The 4,937-nt window shown below is 36.4% G+C and carries 9 protein-coding genes; 2 read left to right on the top strand and 7 right to left on the bottom strand.

All coding sequences use genetic code 11. From position 1 onward, the window contains the following. Nucleotides 1-167, bottom strand: a 167-nt coding sequence (locus ACESK1_RS11970; protein WP_372920421.1) for an SDR family oxidoreductase, incomplete at its 3' end; no start/stop codon positions are given. Between the two features lie 197 nt (nt 168-364). On the opposite strand from ACESK1_RS11970, the gene ACESK1_RS11975 reads away from it, so the two are divergent. Beyond that, nucleotides 365-1,015: a flavodoxin family protein gene (locus tag ACESK1_RS11975; RefSeq protein ID WP_372920413.1), complete on the top strand. Its 651-nt coding sequence runs from the start codon at nt 365-367 to the stop codon at nt 1,013-1,015. A gap of 38 nt (nt 1,016-1,053) precedes the next feature. Further along, a complete protein-coding gene (locus ACESK1_RS11980) occupies nt 1,054-1,569 on the top strand; it encodes an adenine phosphoribosyltransferase (protein ID WP_372920414.1) in 516 nt (171 codons plus the stop codon). Here ACESK1_RS11980 and ACESK1_RS11985 read toward each other — a convergent pair. The 6 genes from ACESK1_RS11985 to ACESK1_RS12010 all read right to left on the bottom strand — a co-directional run. Next, on the bottom strand, nt 1,566-1,718 hold the full coding sequence (locus ACESK1_RS11985; RefSeq protein ID WP_372920415.1) for an SsrA-binding protein: 153 nt from the start codon (nt 1,716-1,718) through the stop codon (nt 1,566-1,568). The two genes, ACESK1_RS11980 and ACESK1_RS11985, sit on opposite strands and share 4 nt — an antisense overlap. Before the next feature lie 84 nt (nt 1,719-1,802). After that, the gene (locus tag ACESK1_RS11990) at nt 1,803-2,087 is read right to left on the bottom strand and encodes an addiction module antidote protein (protein ID WP_372920416.1); all 285 of its coding nucleotides are present in this window, start codon (nt 2,085-2,087) and stop codon (nt 1,803-1,805) included. A gap of 4 nt (nt 2,088-2,091) precedes the next feature. Then, entirely contained in the window at nt 2,092-2,355 is a 264-nt protein-coding gene (locus ACESK1_RS11995; RefSeq protein WP_372920417.1) for a type II toxin-antitoxin system RelE/ParE family toxin, read from the bottom strand. 368 nt (nt 2,356-2,723) lie between these two features. After that, complete coding sequence (locus tag ACESK1_RS12000) at nt 2,724-3,596, bottom strand: carboxypeptidase-like regulatory domain-containing protein (protein WP_372920418.1); 873 nt, start codon at nt 3,594-3,596, stop codon at nt 2,724-2,726. 211 nt (nt 3,597-3,807) lie between these two features. Next, complete coding sequence (locus ACESK1_RS12005) at nt 3,808-4,434, bottom strand: hypothetical protein (protein WP_372920419.1); 627 nt, start codon at nt 4,432-4,434, stop codon at nt 3,808-3,810. A 206-nt stretch (nt 4,435-4,640) separates the two neighbouring features. Continuing rightward, nucleotides 4,641-4,937: hypothetical protein (locus ACESK1_RS12010; protein WP_372920420.1), on the bottom strand; the 297-nt coding region annotated here is incomplete at its 5' end.

Genomic DNA, 4,937 nt, shown 5'->3' on the forward strand with positions numbered 1-4,937 from the left:
GCGATAAAACTTTCAGTAGGGAGTTTCTTTTTAATCTCTGCCAGTTTTTCCAGGCTTCTGCTGGCCAGGGCAACTTTACATCCCTCGGCCGATAGTTTTTCGGCTATTGCTTTTCCTATTCCGCTACTTGCTCCGGTTACAACGGCTACTTTTCCTTTTAAATTCATAAAATTTTCTTTTTATTAAATATCGCTTCAATTCCTCAATTATGCCGTTAAGAAGATTTTAAATAACAGAGATTTAAGTTTCTGCGGGAATCTTTTCAGCTTTATTTTATAATTCTGCTAAGCCTTCTTTAACCCCGCTTTAACTGGCTTGTGGATTCATTTTTAATAAGTTGCAAAGGAATCAAAAAAATGAAATTATGAAACTGAAAGCTTTGTTTCTGAATTGCACCCTAAAAAAGTCACCGAAAACTTCTAATACCGAAGCATTTATAGAACACGCCGAAAAAGTCTTCAAGGATCTTGATGTCTCCACCGAGATTGTTCGGGTGGTAGATCACGATGTCGCCTTCGGAAATACCTCTGATGAAGGGAAAGAGGATGAATGGCCTGATATTCTGAAAAAAGTAAAAGCAGCCGACATTCTTATTCTCGCAACTCCCATTTGGCGCGGAGACCGCAGCGCGGTGGCAAAGCTTGTAGGGGAACGCTTCGATGGAATTATGGAAGAGGGTAACGAAAAAGACGGGCAATACCCTACCTATAACAAGGTGGCCGGAGTGATGGTAGATGGTAATGAAGACGGCGCCAAAAAGGCTATTTCCAGTATGATTTTCGACCTCTCAGAACATGGCTTTAGTATTCCGGTTAACGGATTCTGTTATTATGTTGGAGAAGCCGGCCCCGGCCCAAGTTATATCGAAGCTGAAGGAGATAAACACGAATTCACCAATAATATGATGCTGCTAATGGCTCATAACCTTGTGCATCTTGCGAAAACCCTGAAGGAAAATCCGTATCCAACCAACGTAAAGAAGCTGGAAAAAGAAGCTGAAAAAATGAACAAATAGGCTTTCCTTGAATTAGGGAGGTTTCTTATCTTGCGATTATGATAAATCTTGATCAGTATATAAGAGACATCCCCGATTTTCCTAAAAAAGGAGTAGTTTATAAAGATATTTCTCCAATGCTTCAAAGTCCTGAAGCGATGCGCTTTGCGGTTAAAACTTTCATTGAAAATTTAAAAGGGGAGAAGATCGATAAAGTTATAGGGGTGGAATCCCGCGGATTTTTTTTCGCCACGCTTTTAGCCGATAAGCTAGATGCCGGATTTATTCCGATACGGAAACCAGGAAAACTTCCCTATAAAACCCACACCGAAGCTTACGAACTGGAATATGGCACTGATTCTCTGGAGATCCATCAGGATGCGATTGAAAAAGGGGAGAAGGTTCTGGTTCACGACGATGTGCTGGCCACAGGAGGAACGGCGCTAGCTGCCTGCAACCTGGTAGAAAAACTAGGCGGAGAGATCGTACAATGTAATTTCCTGGTGGAAATAGGCTTTTTAAAAGGTCGGGATAAATTGAAAAATTATTCGGTTGAATCCCTGCTGAAGTATTAATCCAGGGCATTCTTGGTGACCCAGAGTTTCCAACCGATTATCGCCATCTGCACCTTACTGGCTTTTTGGAGATCGAGTTGCTTTTTTGAATAACTCGGTAATACTTTCTTGTTAAAACGAGAAAGCATTTTGAAGAATTTCTTTTTCATTGGTTTTGGTTGGTTTTAACCAAAGATATTGAAAACTAAGTAAAAGAAAAAGGCAGGTGAATAGTCGCAGAGGTGTCATTTATGTTAGACGGACTTTGGATTTACTTGTATTTGGCCTCCAATTGCTTTTAAAACTTTCATTATTGTCGAAAATTGTGGATTTGCACCGTTTGATAATGCTTTGTATAAACTTGGTCTGCTCAATCCTGTTTCTTCGGAGATTTTAGTCATGCCAATCGCTTTTGCAATATGCCCAATCGCATTAATAAAATCTGCGTGATCTCCTTCCTCCAAAACCGTATTGAGATACTCAGCAATCATTTCCTGGCTGTCCAAATATTCTGCTATTTCAAATTTTGAAGCTCCCATTTTTTTATTTGTTTAGTTTTTTCCAGATTTCTTTAGCATTCTCAATGTCCTTTTGTTGAGATGACTTATCTCCGCCACTTATTAGGAAAATTATTTTTCCGTCTTTTTCCTTGAAATAAACACGATATCCTTTTGCGAAATTTACTCGCATTTCTTTAATACCGTTGCCTACAGGTTTGCAATCTCCAAAGTGTCCGTCATTTTCTAGTTTCTGAATTCTAAACAGGATTTTGCCTTGGCTTTTAAGTCTTTTAACTTTCTTAACCATTTATCGAATTCAGCCGTTTATTCAATAAAGAACATAAAAATTGTATCTACATGGATACAAATTTAAGGAAATTTATTTATTTCAGTGTCATCAGACAAATTTCCCCTGAGAGAGATAAATACCTTACAAGGTTTCATATAAAACAGGGCTAGCTGCCGAGCGTGATTGTCCGTCTGCGTTCACCAAAGCTTTACCTAGCCACCGAAGCTAAAAGTATGGGCTATTGGCTAACGGTCTTGTATATCAACAAGAGGCGTGGATTGATGGATGCGGATTTGTCTGCCTAACGATTTTTTGAGTCTTGAAAACTAAGTAGTTCTTTTCTATAAAAACCCTTCATTTGCGTTATACCTTTTACCTGCTGTTTTTTAGTTAGAACATTTAGCGTCTAAATACATACTTAAACTTCCTGTTTGTGACTCAAACTTGTCCATAGCTTTATCTCTGTAGTAAATTTTATGAAATGGTGATTTACTTGCTGGAATGGAAAAAAATTTACTTCCTGCTTTTGATTTATTGCTTTCTACCCATTGTATAGTTAGCAAAAATTCGCCTGTTTCTTCTTTAAGATAAATATTATAAGGGTTTAGATCAATAGATTTCCACCCAGTTTTTTCATCCTTAATTTCGAATATTATATTATCTGATATTATTAGATCCCGAGGCTGCCCATTTTTCAAACTATAGATGTTAATCCTAAATTTTAAAAGCTGAAATTCATTTTGTGAAATTGCAAAATTGAATTTTTCAAGTCGGCAATTTTTTCTGAGTTTGAAATTCATTCCTAGTTCTTTGCTTAATCGGTCATCAATTTCCTTTTCATAAACTGTATAAAAGTTAAAGTGCATTAAACCAAGACCTTTATTGGTTCTTCCTAGTTTTTTGTCTTTGAATTTTTTCGTCTCAAAAACTACTTCCTCTAATTGGTTTTCTTCAGTTTCCATCTGAATTGATAAGGATTCTTGGTTCTTTAATTCAACAATCGACTTTTTTATAGTTTTGTAGCCTATATATGAGAATACTACTGTATCATTCTCTAATATATTTGAAGGTATTTTAAGTTTATATTCTCCATTCTCATTTGAAACCGTACCGGTATGTTTCTTCGGAATTCCAATATTTACGAAGGCCAGGGCTAAATTTTCGGCATCTGTTACTTTTCCTTTTAGTATTATTTCTTGGGAAAATCCTGTTGCAACTAGAATTAAGCTTAGGAAGCAGGTCAAATAAGTTTTATTCATTCTAAAATTTTGATTAAAAATTGCAGGTATGATCTCGTATAAAAGCTCTGAGACCTGATTGTCTGTCTTATGTTCACCGAAGCCAGGGCGAAGATGAAAGGAACCCACCCGAAGGGAATAGTGCAGCACAATCTGGCCTAGCAAGCGAGCACGCAACTTCGATTTGAGACAGGTTTGAGCATTGTTTTATATACTGTTGCCTACGGTTTTTTTAGAGTTTATATTTTAAAAACAAACCTATAGAATTTAAATTATTATGTTTTTGTTTATCGTTAAATGACTTACCAGAACTTGTTTCTAATTCAGACAAGTCTGATTGTCCGTTTAAATTTATACCCAAACCTAATTTTTTATCAATATTATAACCAAACCCAAATCCAAGTTGTATTCCATAATTCCAACCTTCATAAACATCGCTTTCTCCACCATCAATGTATGCTAATTGGTCTTTTGTTGGTGTTTGACCATAAGCACCCAGAGTTCCGAGGATGAACAACTTATCTGAAATATTTTGGTTAAGAGTAAACAATAATGGTATTTTAAGTAGATTCCTTTCAGAATAGAAAACGCCGGTTTCGTTAAATCCGCTACCGCTCAATTCAGAAAAACCTATACCTGTAGCAATACCGTATTTTCCCCAGACTTTATAGTTTAATAGAATTTCTCCAGTATTAACGTTTAAATCATAGCGAGGTTGAACATGAGTTTTTACTTTGGTGTAACCAATTCCTCCATAAGCGATGATTTCAAATTTTGAGTTATCTTCTTCTTGTTGAGCTTGAATAAGACTGAAAGAAAATAGAAAAGTTAATACTAAAATAAAATTCATTTTTTTCATAATACTTCTTGTTTAAATTAATTGTTATTGATTAAAAATTGTTTTTCTAATTGTGGCTACGTCCAGTATAACAGTGCGAACTAACGAGCTTTCCCCACCCTTCGGGAGGCCGCAGGAAGATTAGGCGTTGCAAGCGAGGGTGGAATTTGGATTGAGCAATAAATTTGCATTGTTCTCATATAGTATTAGCCATTGGGAAAAGGAATCTAAAACCTATATCTTATCCCCCCACTGCCTCTCAAAAGGCTTGACTCCCTCAAAATAGTTGCTAACTCAATCTGAAATCCGAAGTTTTTACTTTCGAAAGGATAAATATTTAATCCGACAGGGACAACCAGTCCTTCAAAAAATCCAACCCTTCCACCTAATCCAGCATAAACATTTACCGTTTCGTTTCTCTTAAAAATATAGTTGACCACTAATTCCAGGCTCGTGTCATTGATATAATTATCGGTTCCAATTCGTAGCTCAGGAAGAAACCTGTTGTTTATCTCATAACTGAC

Source organism: Salegentibacter sp. (genome assembly GCF_041642575.1).
Taxonomy (GTDB): Bacteria; Bacteroidota; Bacteroidia; order Flavobacteriales; family Flavobacteriaceae; genus Salegentibacter.